This window comes from Cryobacterium sp. N22 (assembly GCF_002929555.1).
GTDB lineage: Bacteria > Actinomycetota > Actinomycetes > Actinomycetales > Microbacteriaceae > Cryobacterium.
In genome coordinates this window covers 513,388-530,000 of the sequence record NZ_PJJP01000039.1, presented here as the reverse complement: position 1 = coordinate 530,000, position 16,613 = coordinate 513,388, and the positions used below count along the sequence as shown (strand labels likewise).

22 protein-coding genes are annotated in these 16,613 nt (G+C 63.7%); 17 read left to right on the top strand and 5 right to left on the bottom strand.

Features of this window, described 5'->3' with window-relative positions; translation table 11 throughout:
* Positions 1–54: 54 nt before the first annotated feature.
* Positions 55–897 carry a PhzF family phenazine biosynthesis protein gene (locus tag CXY76_RS17900; protein ID WP_104166883.1) on the bottom strand — a complete coding sequence of 281 codons (843 nt, stop codon included), beginning with the start codon at positions 895–897 and terminating at the stop codon, positions 55–57.
* Positions 898–1,060: 163 nt separating this feature from the next.
* Between CXY76_RS17900 and CXY76_RS17895 the strand changes: the two genes are divergently transcribed.
* From CXY76_RS17895 to CXY76_RS17890, 3 genes are all read left to right on the top strand, one after another.
* On the top strand, positions 1,061–1,726 hold the full coding sequence (locus tag CXY76_RS17895; protein ID WP_158253938.1) for a GrpB family protein: 666 nt from the start codon (positions 1,061–1,063) through the stop codon (positions 1,724–1,726).
* 100 nt (positions 1,727–1,826) lie between these two features.
* On the top strand, positions 1,827–2,150 hold the full coding sequence (locus tag CXY76_RS19305; protein ID WP_146073492.1) for a hypothetical protein: 324 nt from the start codon (positions 1,827–1,829) through the stop codon (positions 2,148–2,150).
* Positions 2,151–2,262: 112 nt separating this feature from the next.
* On the top strand, positions 2,263–2,802 hold the full coding sequence (locus CXY76_RS17890; RefSeq protein WP_104166879.1) for a GNAT family N-acetyltransferase: 540 nt from the start codon (positions 2,263–2,265) through the stop codon (positions 2,800–2,802).
* Positions 2,803–3,025: 223 nt separating this feature from the next.
* On the opposite strand, the gene CXY76_RS17885 is transcribed toward CXY76_RS17890, so the two are convergent.
* Positions 3,026–3,367, bottom strand: a complete 342-nt coding sequence (locus tag CXY76_RS17885) for a hypothetical protein (RefSeq protein WP_146073491.1) — start codon at positions 3,365–3,367, stop codon at positions 3,026–3,028.
* A 339-nt stretch (positions 3,368–3,706) separates the two neighbouring features.
* On the opposite strand from CXY76_RS17885, the gene CXY76_RS19300 reads away from it, so the two are divergent.
* The 3 genes from CXY76_RS19300 (at position 3,707) to CXY76_RS17875 (ending at position 4,662) form a co-directional block, all read left to right on the top strand.
* Positions 3,707–3,892, top strand: a complete 186-nt coding sequence (locus CXY76_RS19300; RefSeq protein WP_146073490.1) for a hypothetical protein — start codon at positions 3,707–3,709, stop codon at positions 3,890–3,892.
* Positions 3,893–4,079: 187 nt separating this feature from the next.
* Entirely contained in the window at positions 4,080–4,277 is a 198-nt protein-coding gene (locus tag CXY76_RS17880) for a helix-turn-helix transcriptional regulator (RefSeq protein WP_104167404.1), read from the top strand.
* Positions 4,264–4,662, top strand: a complete 399-nt coding sequence (locus tag CXY76_RS17875; RefSeq protein WP_146073489.1) for a hypothetical protein — start codon at positions 4,264–4,266, stop codon at positions 4,660–4,662. Before CXY76_RS17880 ends, CXY76_RS17875 begins: the two co-directional genes overlap by 14 nt.
* 56 nt (positions 4,663–4,718) lie before the next feature.
* Here the strand turns inward: CXY76_RS17875 and CXY76_RS17870 are convergent, their stop codons facing one another.
* Positions 4,719–5,339, bottom strand: a complete 621-nt coding sequence (locus CXY76_RS17870) for a YdeI family protein (RefSeq protein WP_104166873.1) — start codon at positions 5,337–5,339, stop codon at positions 4,719–4,721.
* A gap of 271 nt (positions 5,340–5,610) precedes the next feature.
* Here CXY76_RS17870 and CXY76_RS17865 point away from each other — a divergent pair, with 271 nt between their 5' ends.
* The 3 genes from CXY76_RS17865 (at position 5,611) to CXY76_RS17855 (ending at position 8,832) form a co-directional block, all read left to right on the top strand.
* Positions 5,611–6,765 carry a TIGR04053 family radical SAM/SPASM domain-containing protein gene (locus tag CXY76_RS17865; protein WP_104166871.1) on the top strand — a complete coding sequence of 385 codons (1,155 nt, stop codon included), beginning with the start codon at positions 5,611–5,613 and terminating at the stop codon, positions 6,763–6,765.
* 48 nt (positions 6,766–6,813) lie between these two features.
* Positions 6,814–8,307 carry a protoporphyrinogen oxidase gene (hemG, locus tag CXY76_RS17860; protein WP_104166869.1) on the top strand — a complete coding sequence of 498 codons (1,494 nt, stop codon included), beginning with the start codon at positions 6,814–6,816 and terminating at the stop codon, positions 8,305–8,307.
* 141 nt (positions 8,308–8,448) lie between these two features.
* On the top strand, positions 8,449–8,832 hold the full coding sequence (locus tag CXY76_RS17855; protein WP_104166867.1) for an SHOCT domain-containing protein: 384 nt from the start codon (positions 8,449–8,451) through the stop codon (positions 8,830–8,832).
* Between the two features lie 36 nt (positions 8,833–8,868).
* Here the strand turns inward: CXY76_RS17855 and CXY76_RS17850 are convergent, their stop codons facing one another.
* A complete protein-coding gene (locus CXY76_RS17850) occupies positions 8,869–9,624 on the bottom strand; it encodes a GAF and ANTAR domain-containing protein (RefSeq protein WP_104166865.1) in 756 nt (251 codons plus the stop codon).
* A 6-nt stretch (positions 9,625–9,630) separates the two neighbouring features.
* Positions 9,631–10,287 (bottom strand): GAF and ANTAR domain-containing protein, encoded by a 657-nt coding sequence (locus CXY76_RS17845; RefSeq protein ID WP_104166863.1) that lies wholly within the window; start codon positions 10,285–10,287, stop codon positions 9,631–9,633.
* Between the two features lie 297 nt (positions 10,288–10,584).
* On the opposite strand from CXY76_RS17845, the gene ppk2 reads away from it, so the two are divergent.
* The 8 genes from ppk2 (at position 10,585) to CXY76_RS17805 (ending at position 16,548) form a co-directional block, all read left to right on the top strand.
* Positions 10,585–11,409 (top strand): polyphosphate kinase 2, encoded by an 825-nt coding sequence (gene ppk2, locus CXY76_RS17840; RefSeq protein ID WP_104166861.1) that lies wholly within the window; start codon positions 10,585–10,587, stop codon positions 11,407–11,409.
* Positions 11,410–11,547: 138 nt separating this feature from the next.
* Entirely contained in the window at positions 11,548–11,763 is a 216-nt protein-coding gene (locus CXY76_RS17835) for a transcriptional regulator (protein WP_104166859.1), read from the top strand.
* Positions 11,764–11,964: 201 nt separating this feature from the next.
* Positions 11,965–12,903 (top strand): serine hydrolase, encoded by a 939-nt coding sequence (locus tag CXY76_RS17830; RefSeq protein ID WP_233199996.1) that lies wholly within the window; start codon positions 11,965–11,967, stop codon positions 12,901–12,903.
* Positions 12,900–13,310 (top strand): NAD(+)--rifampin ADP-ribosyltransferase, encoded by a 411-nt coding sequence (gene arr / locus CXY76_RS17825; RefSeq protein WP_104166857.1) that lies wholly within the window; start codon positions 12,900–12,902, stop codon positions 13,308–13,310. The genes CXY76_RS17830 and arr overlap by 4 nt, the downstream gene beginning before the upstream one ends.
* A 72-nt stretch (positions 13,311–13,382) precedes the next feature.
* On the top strand, positions 13,383–13,820 hold the full coding sequence (locus CXY76_RS17820; RefSeq protein ID WP_104166855.1) for a VOC family protein: 438 nt from the start codon (positions 13,383–13,385) through the stop codon (positions 13,818–13,820).
* A 58-nt stretch (positions 13,821–13,878) separates the two neighbouring features.
* Positions 13,879–14,703 (top strand): hypothetical protein, encoded by an 825-nt coding sequence (locus CXY76_RS17815; protein WP_104166853.1) that lies wholly within the window; start codon positions 13,879–13,881, stop codon positions 14,701–14,703.
* 55 nt (positions 14,704–14,758) lie between these two features.
* Entirely contained in the window at positions 14,759–15,445 is a 687-nt protein-coding gene (locus CXY76_RS17810) for a response regulator transcription factor (RefSeq protein WP_104166852.1), read from the top strand.
* On the top strand, positions 15,442–16,548 hold the full coding sequence (locus tag CXY76_RS17805; protein ID WP_104166851.1) for a HAMP domain-containing sensor histidine kinase: 1,107 nt from the start codon (positions 15,442–15,444) through the stop codon (positions 16,546–16,548). Before CXY76_RS17810 ends, CXY76_RS17805 begins: the two co-directional genes overlap by 4 nt.
* Positions 16,549–16,613 lie beyond the last annotated feature (65 nt).

The following is a 16,613-nucleotide window of genomic DNA, read 5'->3' as shown; positions in this document are numbered from 1 at the left end:
TCGTTGCCGCGAGCGTCCCGGTACCCCCGTCCCCGGGTGCGTCCGACCGCCCGCTCATAGTGCAGCAGTCCCGGACAGGACCACTTCGGCCCGTCCGCCCACCCACAGCTTGCCTTCATCGCTGGTGATGTGGATACGGCCATGCCGCCCCATCGCCGTGCCTTGGGAAGCCCGAAACGGGGCCTGGGCGCGACCGGTGGCAATGAGCCATTCGGCGGCGGCGGCATTCAGGCTTCCCGTGACGGGATCTTCACGCAACGGCTCGTGCCCGTCGGTGAAGAATGCACGCAGTTCGAACGCCGTCTCAGAACCAGGGTCGTGGGCACCGATCACACCGATGTCCCATCGGCCTGCATATGCTGAGGCATCAGGACGAAGTGACAGTACGGTGCGGGCGCTGTCGAGGAACAATCCCATCCACCCGGGGCCATTGTCCAGCCACGCAGCATCGAGGACGTGTTCGGGGTCGATGCCGAGAATGTCGACTACTTCAGCGACCATCTCAGGGTCGACGTGACCCGAGCGCCGGAGCGGCGGCGCCGCGAAAGCGAGTTGATTCTCTTCAATGCGGATGGGCACCAGCCCAGCACCGCATTCCTGCACCACTATGCCCGGAGTCGACGGTACGCCACCGGCTTCCAGCCACGCACGTGCCGTACCCAGCGTCGGATGCCCAGCGAACGGTATCTCGGTACTGAGACTGAAAATACGAACTCGATAGTCCGCTCCGGGCACGGTGGCAGGTAGAACGAACGTGCATTCGGAGAGGTTTGACCACCTCGAAAATGCTCGCAAGACCTCATCGTCGAGGCCCTCTGCATCAAGGATCACCGCAACCGGGTTTCCCGTACAGACACCGTCGCCGAACACATCAACCTGGCTAAAGACTCGACTCATGCCGAAAGGCTATCAGATGCACTTTTCGTGCATTGCGTTGCACTCTGACCGGCGTGACCGTGAGGCTCACGGATCTGTTCTGGGATTGGGTCCGCGAGGGAATGTCAGCGGGACAGGCGTCCCATCCGCCTACGACGCGCACTTCCTCTGCAATGGTTGGCGTATGACCACTCACCCCCTCTGGCGGCCCTTCAACCCTCTCGCGAACGCTGCCCGCCAGGGAGAGCGGGTCGCATTTCGACAGACGGAACCCGGGGCAGTGCAGGAGCACGACTCCAGCTGGGAAAGCCAGTTCGCGGAGGTGGAGCGTGTCGTCACTGAAGGGATCGGCGAGCTTGCCCTATCGGTTCGCCATGTCGGCTCAACATCCATACCAGGCGTCGCGGCCAAGCCAATCATCGACGTAGATCTGACCGTGCCGGATGTTGAGGATGAACTCAGCTACCTGCCTCGATTGGAGGCCGTCGGGTTCCGCCTCATCTTCCGCGACGTTATGGGCGGCGATCCACATCGCCAGCTGACGCTGGCGGGCCCCAACACCAACCTTCACGTCTGGAGTCCGGGCGCTGTAGAACCGCAGCGGCACGCAGTGTTCACAGACTGGCTCATCACGAGTCGACGTGACCGGCGACGATACAACGCCGCCAAGGCCGCGGCTTCCGAAGCTGTCGGTGCCGCGCGGTACAACGACTTGAAAGCGGCCGCGGTATACGACATCTACGAAGAAGCTTTCATCGCAGATCCGCATCACCATCACGACCCACAGCCGCGCCCCAAATCGACCGAGCGGGCCATGTCCGATTGTCCCTCGCCCCACTCTGGGGGCTGACGGTACGTACAGCAGGACCGTAGCGTGTGGCCAGCTGCCGTAGTCACACTAGGGCTGGTGGCATCGCTATGAATGCGCTGATGAAAGGGAACGGATCCAGGTGTCCGAAACTGTAACTAAAGAGCGCACCTGGCTCCACCTGCTCTGGGCTCTTCCGATTCCAGTGGTCGTGAGTTGGGTCCTGCTGATCAGCGCGCTTTGGGATTTCTGCGGTATCAACGGATGTACAGGTGGCGGATTCGGAATCAGTCGGGATATCGGCGGCACGATCGGCAACCTTGCACCAATTCCGTTTCTCATCGGACTCCCCATTTTCCTCGTGCCCTGGTCGCCCAAGCGTGGAGTACGGGCGGTTGTCGCACTCGTGACCGGAGTGGCTTTCGCGGGTCTCGGATTCGTAATTCTCGTGTCGATGGCCTCGTAACCGAGGGGAAAGATAACCTCGTTCGTCGGAGCACTCGGCGATTGTCATAACAGCCATGCACGCGAGACGTCGCGTATCCGTGGGATTGCTAGACACTCGGTATGGTCGTGGCATGTCTATCGAGCTGCGCGCCGTATCCGCCGACGACTGGCGGGCCTGGCGGTCGGTGTGGCTCGCGGCGCTGACCGACTCGCCTGGTGCCTTCGGCTCACGTTTGCGCGACTGGGCGGACGCACCGGATGGCCGCTGGCGTGACCGCCTGTCGATCGCCGGAGCGATCGATCTGCTGGCCGTCGACGCCGACGGGAACGCCCCTGTCGGCATGGCCACTGGCACCCCACCCCAGGAACGGGAAGGCCGCGCCGAGCTCATCTCTATGTGGGTCGACCCCGCCGTTCGCGGTCGTGGTGTCGCAACCGCGCTCATCACTGCAATCGCGAGCTGGGCGGAGAGTACCGGAGCGGCTTCCCTCGCCCTGTCCGTGATGCCGGACAATGTCGCAGCCCGACGCACCTACGAAACAAACGGTTTCACTGTGTCCGAGGAACTCCGCGATGCGGCGCCAGGCGGCCAGCGCGAGCTCGTCATGGTTCGCAAGCTCAGCCCCGATAGTTCCGCAAGCGCACTGCTCCGTGCCAGCGCGTACACTTGACCCATGAAAACCGCGGAAATCCGCGGAATTATGCCTCGCTTGCGGGTGGACGAAAAGGCCGAATCAACTATCAGGCTCAGTCACTGAATTTCACTATCGTGACGCCAGATACCAATTCGGACTTGTGGTGAGCAGCACGTTCGACCGGTGATGCGACAAGCCGTTTCATCGCCTTATTCGCTGCTGACCGGATCCTGACGCGCGGCCAGAATATGGCAGCAAATTAGCCGATGCTGGCGACCGTCACGTGGATGCCATCGATTGGCGTGATCGAACGGGCATCGAGGACCGTGGCTATCGAGTCAAATACGAGCCGGCACACTTCGGCGGCGGGCTCTGGGTTGAGGACGCGAAAAGCCACGGACACGTTTATCCCGGCTTCCCCCATGGTGACGGTCACTAGGTTGGACGTCCTGTCTCTCTGCGAAAGCGCATCGACAATGGCACCGACAATCGTCGCGACGACGGGCTTGGTCGGATACAGGGTGTCCACCCCAGGAACGGCTAGCACCACCGATTCCAATTCTGAGGAGAGCTTGGAAGCGAAGTTAGCGGCATCAGTCACAGAACTAGTCGCGTCTTCGGTTGTACCTACAGAAGTCGTGTTCCTGGATGCGCCACCGGCGCCTGGCCAAAGCCGACTGTCAAGCATTTAGGCTCCCCCGATCGTTGCGGATAAATCCGCTGCCGGGGTCTGGGGCAACACTCAGACCCTACGGCGGAGCTGGCTGTGGGTCAATTCTGCCGTCATCAGTGACGTATCCATTTCGGCCTTACGGCTTCGCCTTGTGCCCCGCCGCGGCTTTTACAAATCGATGTTGCGGTTGATAACTGCGGTGGCCATGGTGGTGAGCGTGAGGTTCTGGTCGCGTGCATATTCCGCCAAGCCGCGCATGCTTCGCCCATGGTCCTCTCAGCGCTTTCCGATATGACGCCCCTTGGCTGGCTCAGCCGCTTTTGGCCGACCCCGACATCCCCAACAAGATCCGCGCCGGCAAGTACAACACCGTCCCTCGGCGAGGAGATCCAGTTCTCGGTGCCCGAACTGCACCTCATCGGCGACGCCGAACAGGTGTCGAGCATCATGTAAGCCGTTTGGAACGCGTACGAGGTCACAAAGAACATGTAGAGAGCAAGATAAAAGGCCCCGCAGCGCGGCGCCAGTACCGCGTGACAGTGCCTTTCAGCGCCCCAAAAGGATCCACCCTCCCGAGCCGGCACCAAGCCGAGTGACAAGCCAGCTTGACACGACCGTCATAGACAAGCATGCTTGTCATATGGAATCCCAGGTAAGAGTGAGGCGTCAAGCCGCGGGCCTCTCCCAGGCCGCTCTTGGCGAGGCCTTAGGCGTTTCTCGCCAGACCATCAACGCCATCGAGACAGGGCGTTACGATCCGTCGCTAATTCTTGCCGTTCGCCTAGCTCGATTCTTCGAGTCCACCGTTGAGGAAGTGTTTCACTTTGAAGACAACTAAGCGCTCGCCCATCTCGACCGTCAATATCGCCTTGGCCGGCACGCTCTTCGCGGGAGCGATCGTGACCGCGCTCACACAAAACTGGTTCGGCGCGTTCCTCTTCGTCGCCGGCGGTGCTGCCGGCCTCGGTGCTGCGCTGTATGCGCGTCGCCCAGACTCTCGCGACATCACCCGCCTCAACGCCATCGAGTACCGAGACGAACGAGACCGCGTCCTGGCCAAGGAAGGCTTCGCAGCTGTCGGCGCCGCAGCCCTGATCCTCTCCATCATCGAGGTTGTGCTGGCCATAGTCTTCAACCAGCTGGTTGCGCTGGCCTGTGCACAAGTGTTTGTGCTGTGCATCGTGTGGGGCATTGCGAACTCGATCGCCGTGCGGCGCAGCTAGAACTTCTCCGAGTGCGGTTGCAGCAGGGCGACGTCCCGTGGCGCTCGGAATGACACTCAGCCTTGGGCGCGTCGTCCGTTGACCGCTTCTGAGACTATCTGGGCGATTCGACCTGCCCGGGTTGAGTCCCGAGCTGCGCTCACGATCCACCACAGCATCTGTTTCCGGGCACTGGGCGGAAATCCGTTCCAGTTGCTTCGAGCCTGCGGGTCGCGGTCCAGCGCCGCTTTCAAATCCGGCGGTTCCGCGAGGTCTTCCACTTGGTCGGCAATGGTCCACCAGCCGTTGGCTTGCGCGGCAGCAATGGCGCGGCGCCCAGCGTCGGTCATGAGGCCTCGCGCCTCCATATCCGCTGCACGTTCGCGGTTGAGCCGGGTCCAGGAGCTTTTGGGTCTGCGCGGCGTGAAGAGCTGCAAGCTGCGCTCGTCGTCGAGGATTGTGTTGGTGGAGTCGATCCAACCAAAGCAGATGGCTTCCTCGACCGCCTCGGGATACGGGCAGCGTGGTCGCCCGGTGGTGTTGCGCCAGGAGCACAACCACACACCTCGGGCCGACGTGAGGTTGTGCGTCAGCCAGGCCCGCCACTGTTCCCGGGTCTCGGCGTGAATGATCGGGTAGTCGAACTTCCACGTTGGGGGGTGGGCGGAGACCGGCTGCGCTGCTTCTGAAGCGGTCATTGATCCTCCAAGCTCATGATGGCGCGACATGAGGTGAATGGCGAGCTTCCTCTGATGCTCTCGTGAACCTTCACCATGACGTGCGGATTCGGGAGGGCGCATTAAAACCGGAACTTCGCCCGGGATAAAAATGATGATCGTGCTAACAATTAGGCAGGCCGGAAAAGGCCTCGAGCAGAGGTTCCGCGGAAACCCCGGAGCAGCTCGAAACTGAGGGCGCTGCCGTGCCGGTCGACTACCCGGGCGCATCCGCCTGGGTGAGGACCACCGCATGACCGAAACTCCGCCCAAACGCCCGGTGCGCCTGCTGCACCATGACGCCGCCGAGCGGCCCTTCATCGTTATCTGGGAGGTGACCCGGGCCTGCCAACTGGTCTGCACCCATTGTCGGGCCGACGCCATCCGCACCCGCAACCCGTTGGAACTCAACACCGCGCAGGGCAAAACCCTGCTCGATGACCTGGCCGCATTCGGCACGCCCCGACCGCTCGTCGTGCTCACCGGCGGCGACCCCTTCGAACGGCCGGACCTGCCCGAACTGGTCGCCCACGGCACCGCGCTCGGCCTGAGCATGGCCCTCTCGCCCTCGGTGACCCCGAAACTCACCCGCGAGGTACTCGTGGAATTGCACGACGCGGGAGCGAAAGCCATCTCGTTATCTCTGGACGGGGCATCCGCCGCCACCCACGACGCCTTCCGCGGCGTGGACGACGTCTTTGACAACACCATGACCGCGGCCCGCCTGGTGCGCGAGGTCGGCTACCGCCTGCAGATCAACACGACGGTCACCGCCGACAACGTGCACGAGCTGCCGGCCATCCTGAAAACCGTGCTCGAGCTGGGCACCACGCTCTGGAGTGTGTTCTTCCTCATCCCAACCGGGCGCGGCAAACTGCTCCAGGCCCTCTCCGCCGAGCAGGAGGAAGAGGTGCTGCACTGGATGCACGACGTTTCGGAGCTGGTGGCCATCAAGGCGACCGAGGCGCCGCACTACCGTCGCATCGCCATCCAGCGCGCCGGCGTGACAGACCTTGATACGGCGTTTCCGGTCGGCCCCCTGCGGGCCGAGCTGCGCCGGAACACCGCCGAGCTGCTTACCGGTGACGAACCGAAACGGCGCGCGGCCCGACCGCCGATCGATGTCAACTCAGGCCGTGGTTTCGCCTTCGTCGACCACGTCGGCATGGTCTACCCGAGCGGGTTCCTCCCGGTCGCGGTCGGCTGCGTGCGCGACCAGCCGTTCCCGGAGATCTACCGGGACGCCGACCTGCTGCAGGATCTGCGTTCCCCCGACAACTTCGGTGGCCGCTGTGGCCGCTGCGAGTTCCGCGCGGTCTGCGGCGGATCGCGTTCGCACGCCTACGCGGTCACCGGTGATCCGCTCGCCGCCGACCCCAGCTGCGTCTACGAACCGGCGCTCCAGTAACCGCTCACCCGCTGGCTCAAACCAAAGTCCGATCACGGAAGAAGAACAGTGTCAGAACACCCCCGGCCCGCACCGACCCGCGTCACCATCGTCGGCGCCGGCATCAGCGGCCTCACGACCGCCTACTTTCTGCACCGACGGCTCGGTGAAGAGCTGCAGATCACGATGGTCGAGGGAACTGATCGGCTGGGCGGCAAGATTGCCACGCGAACCGTGGCGGGGCATCCGCTTGATACCGGTCCCGACGCCCTCATGGTGCGCGCGCCCGTAGCGGCGCACCTGATCGAAGACCTCGGCCTGGCCGACCTTGTGGTCACCCCGAACGGCGGCGGCGCGCGCATCTGGAGCCGCAATCGCCTGCGTTCGCTGCCGGCAGGCACCATGTTCGGCGTGCCAGGGGGACTGCTGCCGCTCCTACGATCTCGGCTGCTCTCGCCGCTTGGACTGGCCCGTGCCGCCGGTGACCTGGTGCTGCCGCGCCGCCGGCCGGCCTCGGCCGATCCGTCGGTCGGGGAACTCGTTCGCGCCCGGATGGGCGCCCAGGTTTTCAACCGCATGGTGGACCCGCTGCTTGGCGGCATCCACGCCGGCCGCGCCGACACGCTCAGCGCCCAGAGCACCGCTCCCGGCATCGCCGCCCTCGCCGGTACCCACCGCAGCCTCTACCTCGGTATGCGGCGGCGGCCCGCGCCTGCCCCCGGCGGTGGTGGCACCGGACCCTCACTCGTGACCCTGAGCACCGGGCTCGAGGGACTCATCAACGCCCTCAGCGCCACGTTGACGGATACCACGATCCGGCGAGGGAGCTCGGTCGCCACGGTCACCCCCCAGCTTCCGCCCGAACTCATGCCCACGGGGGAGCCGCCGGTCAACGCCTACAGGGTCGACCTCGACGACGGGAGCGTCATCGGCGCGGACGTGGTGGTGCTGGCCACGCCGGCCTTCGAGTCGGCCGGGATCGTCGCTGCGGCCGCACCACAGCTCGCCGCTCTGCTCGGCGCAATCGAATACGCCAACGTGGCCACGATCTGCCTGGCCTACCCGCGGGCGGCATTCCCGGTAGGCCTCACCGGGACCGGGTTTCTGGTGCCACCTGAGGAAGGCCGGCTGATCGTCGGCTGCACCTGGTCCAGCCTGAAGTGGCCACACCTGGCCGATGGCGACGTGGTGCTGGTGCGCTGCATGGTCGGCCGGCACGATGATGATCGCTGGCTCAGCGTGGACGAGGCAACCCTCGTGTTGCGGGTGCGCGCCGAACTGGGCGAGGCGATGGGGTTGGCCAGCGAGCCGCTCGAGCAGTTCGTGCAGCGTTGGCCGCAGGGGATGCCCCAGTACCTGGTGGGTCACCAGGCCAGGCTCGACGACATGGCCGCGGCGCTGACCGAGCTGCCCGACCTGTATCTGACCGGATCCTCCTATCGGGGAGTGGGGCTGGCCAGCTGCATCGCCGACGCCGAGCGAACGGCGGATGCCATCGTCAGCTCCCGAGTGGCCGCCCAGGATTCGGCGCGGGCGCGCGTCCTGAATTCGAGCTCGGACTGACCCGTCACGGCGCGTGGGATAGTCATTGCGGCCGGCGGGCTGGGCGGCCGGTTGACCATAGTGTTGCGCCCGCACCGCGGCCCTCCTATCATCTGAGCATTCGAGCGTGATTGGCACGTTCGCGAGGGAAACGGAACAGTCATGAGCATCTGGGATTTCTTCGTCTGGTTCTTTTGGTTCTACATCGCAATCTCGTGCCTGTGGATATTCATCACGGTCATCATCGATGTGTTCCGAGACCCGACGCTGAACGGCTGGGCCAAGGCACTATGGACCCTTTTCCTCGTTTTCCTCCCGTTCCTTGCGGTCTTCATCTACCTGATCGCACGAGGCCGCAGCATGGCTGAGCGAAGCGCTGCCGCATCGCGCGCCGCTACATCCCAAACCGACGACTACATTCGCTCGGTCGCAGCTACAGACTCGCCGGCGGCTCAGATCGAATCAGCCAAGCGGCTCCTCGATTCCGGAGCAGTCACCCAATCCGAATACGACGCACTCAAGGCGAAAGCGCTGCACAGCGCATAGTTCGATCGAGGGGGACCAGCGCCGGCACGTGTTGCGTTACGTGGTTGGCGTCGCCATCGATTCGATGGAGGTGGTGCGGCCTATGACCCCTTCGGCTGCGGCTCGCAAGGTGACCCCTTGCTTGTGGGCGTGTTCACGGAGAGCGGTGAAGGCCTCGGTCATGGTGAGGGTATGCGATTGGGCAAGAACGCCTTTTGCCTGTTCCACCAGGATCCTCGTGTCCAACGCAAGGTGGAGCTGCGCGGCGACAACTTCTGGTTGACGGAACGTGCGTTCGTGCAGAATGCCGATGGTGGCGACATCCGTCAAGGCCTGGGCGAGTTGGGCGTCTCGTTCGCTCAGCGCTCCCGGCTTTGTTCCTAAAAGGTTCATTACCCCGATGACATGGCCGTGCAATCGCAGCGGCGTGGCGTGGGCAGACCGGAAACCCTGTTCCAGCGCTGTCTTGCGAAAACGCGGCCACGTCGGGGCGTTCGCATCGATGTCGGGCACGCTGACCACAGTGCCGGTGTCGTAGGACTCGATGCACGGCCCTGCTCCCGCGGCGACGGTCATGATCTCGACGATTTCGGCTTCTTCGCTGGTCGAGGCGACTAGTTCGAGCGCGCCAGTGATGTCGGCCAGCAAGATACCGCCCGCCTGCACATCCAGCAGGTCGGTGCAGGTGTCCAACAGCGTAGACAGGAGCTCCACTACGTCGTAGCTCTCGATCAGAGTGCCGGCCACCCGCACAAACGCGTCGTTGATTCTCGCCTCCCTGGTGATGTCGTGCGCCGGTTCGTTGATGTCCATTTCGGCCTACTCGGGGAATTCTGCGAGATTGAGGCGCCGGGTGACTACCTCGGTAGCAACCTCCTGAACTGTGTGTCCGCTAGAAAAAGCGTATGCCCGTATCCGGGAGAATGCATCCGTCGCGGTGATATTCAGTTGAGCAATCACCATCCCGGTGGCCTGGTGAACCTGTCTTCGCCACTCAATCGGGGCTAGCTCATCGGGTGGTTCGTCGACCGCGAGTTGGATGGCTTCACGGAAGGCCGGTCCGGCAATCGCGCGGCTGAGTGATGTACCGATTGCGGCGGCGCTGTCGGCGAGCGGTCCGGTTGCCTTTCGGTAACAGAGCACAGCCCCTGAACACACTGCACCCAACATGAGGGGGAAAACGAAGATGGCGCCGACCTCGAGCTCGGCTGCATTGTGAAGAAACACCGGCCACCGTTCGGTCGTGGCAAGATCAGGAATGGAAACCAGGGAGCCGCTGGCGAAGGCGTCGAATAGAGGACCTTCGCCCAGGTCGAAATGCAGCTCTTCCAGGTGCGCGGCGGTGAGGTCAGTGGAATGAAGCATCGCGGGCCGTCGATTTTGGTCGAATACCGAAATGGCCACACCGGTGATCGGCAGAAGCTCCAAGAACGGGGAAGTCAATTTGCTTCCGATAATTTGCGAGACTTCACTCATATCAGCGTGCCAAGGTCATTAATCGCTCGAACGGCATCCAGATCACGGGCGACACCGTATGCGTCAATTTTAGGACTTCGAACGGGCGCATTCAACGCTAGATCACCCCGGAATAGTCACAACGAGCGTGTGTGGTCTGCCTAGATCCATGCAGACGGTGTAAATCACGTCGGAGGCTGTTTCCCAGTCCATCGAACGGAAAAATTACGCGCTGCCCCTCTACTTTCCGCCACGCGGCATCTATGATCATCCCGGCCAGATCTTGGGCCACCGCCGCCGATCGCTGAAGGGTTCACCGTGTCGAAGTCGAAAAAGTCTGGCGCCGCCAAACGTGTTCCCAAGCAGAAGTACGAGCAAGAGTTGGAACGGTTGCAAGCCGAGCTCGTTGGTATGCAGCAATGGGTCATCGAAACCGGGGCAAAGGTGCTGGTCATCTTTGAAGGCCGGGACGCTGCCGGTAAGGGCGGGGCAATCAAGCGGATCGTCCAGTACCTCAATCCGCGTTCCGCTCGAGTCGTCGCACTTCCCGCTCCGAGCGAGCGGGAGCAAGGGCAGTGGTATTTTCAGCGATATATCGAACGGTTACCCACCGCTGGGGAGATCGTCCTGATGGACCGGTCCTGGTACAACCGTGGTGGCGTCGAACGAGTGATGGGGTATTGCACTGATGAGCAGTACCACCTGTTTCTCGAGCAAGTGCCCCTGGTAGAACGGATGCTGGTTGATGACGGGATTATCCTGGTCAAGTTCTGGTTCTCCGTTTCCGACGAAGTCCAGGAAGAACGGTTTCGCTCCCGGCTGGAAGATCCGATGCGCCGGTGGAAGCTCTCCGACACGGACCTCTTCTCGATCACTCGTTGGGAGGACTATTCCCGTGCCAAGGACGCCATGTTCGCGGCGACGGACCTTTCCTACGCCCCGTGGTGGACCATCGAGAGCGATGACAAGCGCGCGTCCCGGATCAACTCGATCAATCATCTTCTGACACAAATTCCGTATGAGCACCGGGAACCCGAAAAAGTGGCAATACCCGCACGTCCAGACGCGAACGATTACGACCGGCCCCCTCGAGAACGAACGAACTACGTCATCGATCATGCCAAAACCCTGAAAAAGAAGTAGATCGGGTTCTTCGCCGCTCCGTGACAGGTATTGCGACTCAGCTGAGCGCACCGATTGGGAGTGACATCGGTGCGGATCCCCATTCGGGTGTCATGGATTGTGCGGGTTGTCTGTTCCTTCGTCAACTAGAATTGACGAATGGAGTCGAACAAGCTGAAGACCCTCGTCGAATCGATGGGCAGCAAGGGGCCAGCGGAAGCGTTGCAGATCGTTGCTGAGCTTCATCGGGAGATAGCGCGTAGTGAGGCAGGCCTCGTTCGCAATGCCCGTCAGGCCGGGCTGTCGTGGGAAGCCATTGCCCAGTGCCTCGGTGTGAGCAAGCAGGCAGTCCACCGGAAGTACGGCAAGCGCTAGCGTCAACCATTGTTGACTTTCGACGACTGGGTCGACTATGGTTTGATCAATCGATTCGTCAATGATGGTTGACGCGTCGGCGTTGCTGATCGTCGCGAGAACTCCAGGAGAGGAAGTTTTCTTGTGAAGACTGAATGGACCGGGGACACTGAGCTCGTTCGCGCGGTGGACCACGCGTTCCGGTCAACTGGGGCGGCAGCGGTGGCGGTGATCACCCCTCAGGGCGAATTGACCGCGACGATGGGCACTGATCGCGACTCCACCTTCGAGATCGGGTCGATTTCGAAGGTGCTCACGGGCATGTTGTATCGGGACGCGATGGAGCGCGGTCTCGTCTCGCAGGCAACCGTCCTTCGCGAATTACTCCCGCTCGAGGGCCACGGAGAGGTTGGTTCTGTGAGCCTGGGTTCCCTGGCCATTCACCGCTCTGGTCTTCCAGGCCTGCCGCCAGGGATGCATCCACTGCGCCGTAACTTTGATTTCTGGATCCGAGGTGAGAACCCTTACGGTGATTCGCTCGCCGACCTCCTCAACCAGACCCGTAATGTGCGGATTGGCGCCCCTCGACCCAGGTACTCGAATCTGGGTTTTCAACTCCTCGGGCACGCCGTGGCGAGGGCGGCCGGGAGTGGCTACGGACGACTCCTGCACGACGTCCTGGGAGCCGGGTTCTCAACTCCCGCGCGGGCGGAGGAACTTGGCCCGGATGATCTGACCGGATTCAGCCGATTCGGACGCCCTCTGGCCGCTTGGGTGGGTGAAGGGCTTGCCCCCGCAGGAGGCGTGCGAGCGACCATAGGCACAATGCGCGGCTTCCTCCGCTCGGTCCTCGACGGCACAGCTCAGGGTCTGTCCGCACTCGAGCCGGTCTCACAATTCACTCCCCGGGTTGGTATCGGCGCGGGGTGGATCACACTCAAGTTCCGGGGCCGCACGATCACCTGGCACAACGGCCGTACCGGGGGGTTCAGCAGCTGGATCGGCCTCGACCGGGAGGCTGGAGTCGGAGCTGTGGTGCTCGCGGCTGGTCATGGGCCTGTCGACAGACAGGGATTTCGTGTCCTCACGGAATTCGCCGCACCCGGGATGGTGGCACCATCGGTGGGTCCGCAGCGCGATCAACGTGGGCTGTTGCAGTGAGCCAACCACGAGACGAGGGTCCGTTCTTTCACGGCACGAAAGCCGATCTCCGGGATGGTGATCTTCTCAGGGCGGGCTTCCGGTCGAACTACCGTCCCGAGGTCGTGATGAATCACATCTACTTCACCGCTCTTCCGAACGGAGCTGGACTCGCTGCGGAACTCGCGGCGGGTGACGGCGCCCCGCGGGTATACGCCGTCGAGCCGACCGGGGCATTCGAGGACGACCCGAATGTGACCGACAAGAAGTTTCCCGGCAACCCCACCCGGTCGTATCGCAGCAGTGCTCCGCTGCGGGTCATCGGCGAAGTGACCGATTGGGAACGGCAGACGCCCGAGGCGCTACAGGCGTGGAAAGTGCGCCTGGCAGCACTCCGCGCGGAAAAGCGGGGCGAAATCATCAACTGACGAGGATCAGCGCTCCATTGAGTCCCGGCTTTCAGGTGGAGCCACTCGGCCCTTCTCGGTATCGTGCATTACATGGCCATCAAACTGGAGAACGTCGGCATTGCCGTTCGGGACCTCGAAGCGACGATTGCTTTTTTCACTGACCTCGGTCTCACAGTCGTCGGGCGTGACACTGTCAGTGGCGAGTGGACCGACACTGCCGTCGGCCTCGACGGCAACCACGCCAAAATTGCAATGCTCCAAACACCAGACGGTCACGGTCGCCTTGAGCTCTTCGAGTACATCCATCCGGATGCAATCGAGTCGAACCCCACTCGGCCCAACGAAATCGGCATGCATCGTGTGGCCTTCTCCGTCGACGATATCGACAAGGCCCTTGAGATCGCCGCGAGGCACGGCTGCCGGCCGCTACGCGGCGTGGCGACCTACGAGGACATCTACAAACTCACGTACCTTCGCGGCCCCAGCGGCATCATCGTCATGCTCGCCGAGGAACTGAAGAAGACCTGACGGACGGCTCGGCGCGTGCCCCCTTTCCTCGTGTCGTGCCCGCGCGGATAATGAGGACATGGACGTGCCGCCGGGTTCGGGCGAGTTCGACGAATCCAACGAGTTGGACCGCCTGCGACGACGTGCGTACGGACCGGGCGCCGACATCGCGGGGGATGCGGCGGCTCAGGCTCGGCTCGCCGAACTGGAGGCCGCCCAACGCAGGCAGCCGGCTCCCATTGGCGAAGCGGCTGCATCGGCTCCCGATCCGATCCCAGAACGCGTCCCGGTCCTTGGGTCCGGCCATGGGTCGCGCTCTGATTCGGCATCGAGCCCTCAACCTGAGGACGGGGCGTCCGCCGAGCATGAGTCTGCCGGTTCGAAAACCATCGACGGAGCCCCCGCGGCTCCGTGGTGGCGCGGCCGCCGCTGGTTCGCGATCCTCGGCGGCGCCATCGCGGCCCTTGCCGTGATCGCGGCCCTTGTCGCGTGGATGTCGCCACGCGCACCGGAATACGTGCTCACACCGGACTACGCGTTTCCACCGGACTTCGTGCTCGCACTGAAGTCGGACAGTGTCGACGCCGACGAACCGAAAGACCCGCACGGCACTCTCGACCGGCTGGGTCTCGATGCCGATGAGATGCGGCGTTACGAAGACTACGGCTACCTCAGCGTCTGGAGCGGGGAGTCTCGCTACGGCACAACCTGCCTGCTCGTGGCCCACCCCGTTCAAGGGCTCAACGAGGGAATCGGCGCCGAAGCGTGTTCCGCCGATGACCTCGATACCATCGCTGACCTCATGCAAACGACCGGCAGCCTCACCCGCTTCGTGCTCAAGAGTGACCACGTCGTTGTCTACGAGTATCTGCGGGCAGCAGAGCCGAGCGCGCCGGAAGGCTAGCTGGGCGCCGGGTCCTCATACGCTGGCGATATGCACCCCTGCATACGATGGTGGAATGCGCGTACTTATCGTCGAAGACGAGCTCTACCTTGCCGAAGCGATCCGCGACGGTCTCCGGCTCGCCGCCATCGCTTCGGACATCGTCGGCGATGGCGACACCGCGCTCGAGATCCTCGCGGTGAACGAGTATGACGCGGTCATCCTCGATCGTGACATTCCGGGTACTCACGGTGACGACGTCGCCCGGTGGATTGTCGCGGCCGGCTTGCCGTGCCGGATTCTGATGCTGACCGCTGCCGACCTGCTTGACGAGAAGGTGCGCGGCTTCGAGATCGGCGCTGACGACTATGTCACCAAACCCTTCGAACTGCGCGAGCTCGTGATGCGGCTGCGTGCCCTTGGTCGCCGCCCGGCCGAGGGCGCTCCGCCGGTGCAGGAGCACGCCGGCCTGAAGCTCGACACCTTTCGGCGGGAGGTATACCGCGACGGGCGCTATGTCGCGCTCACCCGCAAGCAATTCGCCGTGCTCGAGGTGCTGCTCGCGGCCCGCGGCGGCGTGGTCAGCGCCGAAACCTTGCTGGAGCGGGCCTGGGACGAGAACGCGGACCCGTTCACCAACGCCGTGCGCATCACCATCTCGTCGCTACGCAAACGGCTCGGCGACCCCTGGCTCATCCACACCGTCGCCGGCGTCGGCTACCGGTTGGATGTCGCGGAGACCAGCGTCACGGGCCGCTCATGAGCGCCCGACTCCGGCTGACCCTCAGCTACGCGGGCTTCCTCCTCGTGGCCGGCATCGCGCTCATGGCCCTCGTGTTCTACATCCTCCGATTCGTGCCCGACGGGAACTTGGACAACGGCGGCCCGTTCATGCCGAATCGCAGCGACCTGCTCGCCGTGCTCTGGCCCCGCACCTGGCAGGTGCTCCTCGTGCTCCTGGCGATCGGGTTCGGCGGCGGCTGGTTCCTGGCGGGCCGGATGCTGCGCCCGTTGGAGCAGATCAACGGGGTCGCCCGCCGCGTCGCCGCCGGGTCGCTCGATCATCGCGTGCACCTCCGCGGCCCGCACGACGAGTTCCGCGAGCTTGCCGAGACCTTCGATTCGATGCTCGACCGGCTGCAGGGTTCGTTTGAGGAACAACGCCGGTTCGCCGCGAACGCCGCGCACGAATTGCGGACCCCGTACGCCATCGAACGATCGATGCTGGATGTCGCGCTGGCCGATCCCGCCGCACAGGATCTGGGGAGGTTGCTCAGTCGGCTGGACGAGACGAACCGGCGTGGCATCGAGGTGGTCGAGGCACTCCTCGCCCTGGCGACCATTGACGCCGGTCACCCCATCGAACACGCCCCGATCGACGTGGCCGAAACCGTCGGCGACGTCATCCGTGAACTCCGCCCGCTCGCCGACGAGGCCGGGGTCACCATCTCCAGCGTGCTTGGTGAGGGCGACATCGATGGCAGCAGCACGCTGGTGCGGCAGGTCGCCGCCAACCTCATCCTCAACGGCATCCGCCACAACACGACATCGGACGGCTGGGTCACGGTGCGCACCGAGACCGTGGCCGACGGTGGCGTGGAGCTCACCGTCAGCAACTCGGGGCCGGTCGTGGCCCCCGCCGTGCTGGGCACGCTGACGGAGCCCTTCATCCGCGGAGCCGGCCGCGTCGGCAGCCGATCAGCAGGCCCGGGCACGGGGCCGGTGGGCAGCGGACTGGGTCTCGCTCTTGTGGCCCGAGTGGTCGACGTGCACGACGCGGTGCTTGACATCACAGCGCGCTCGGCCGGCGGGCTCGACGTGACGGTGCGGTTCCCCGGCCCGGGTTCCGCCACCTCCCGGCGGTGACCTGGGGCGTATCGGAAACATATCCAAATTCCGAAACGCTCCCGCAACGGCGCCCCTGATGGACT